Source organism: Gelidibacter salicanalis, assembly GCF_016469035.1.
In the GTDB taxonomy this organism is placed as follows: Bacteria; Bacteroidota; Bacteroidia; order Flavobacteriales; family Flavobacteriaceae; genus Gelidibacter; species Gelidibacter salicanalis_A.
The window spans coordinates 1-280 of record NZ_JAEHJZ010000531.1; the positions used below are offsets into that span (position 1 = coordinate 1).

Below are 280 nucleotides of genomic sequence, written 5' to 3' on the forward strand. Positions count from 1 at the left end.
CAGAACCTGCTCCGTCAAAATTTTAAGTCAATAAGGAGGCAGGAACTTGCTTCGCTTTCGCCACGTTTCGAGACCACTCAGGCAATGAACCATTTCTACATTGATAAGGTCGACAAGTTGCGTCAAAATCTGGCCCATGTCTCTGCACCTTCCTCAGATTGGCCAGCAAAATCTAAGCCATTCTCGTTCTCGTTTGCTAGTGCTGGTAAGATTGGCAGAACAATCCATGCCCTCAAAAACACTGAGGCACTTGGATTTGATGGCATCCCTGTCTCTGTTC

Annotated in this window: 1 protein-coding gene; it reads left to right on the forward strand. The window is 46.8% G+C overall.

Annotation, left to right across the window (positions count from 1 at the left end):
* On the forward strand, positions 1–280 hold a 280-nt coding region (locus JEM65_RS22740; protein WP_233530830.1), incomplete at both ends, for a hypothetical protein.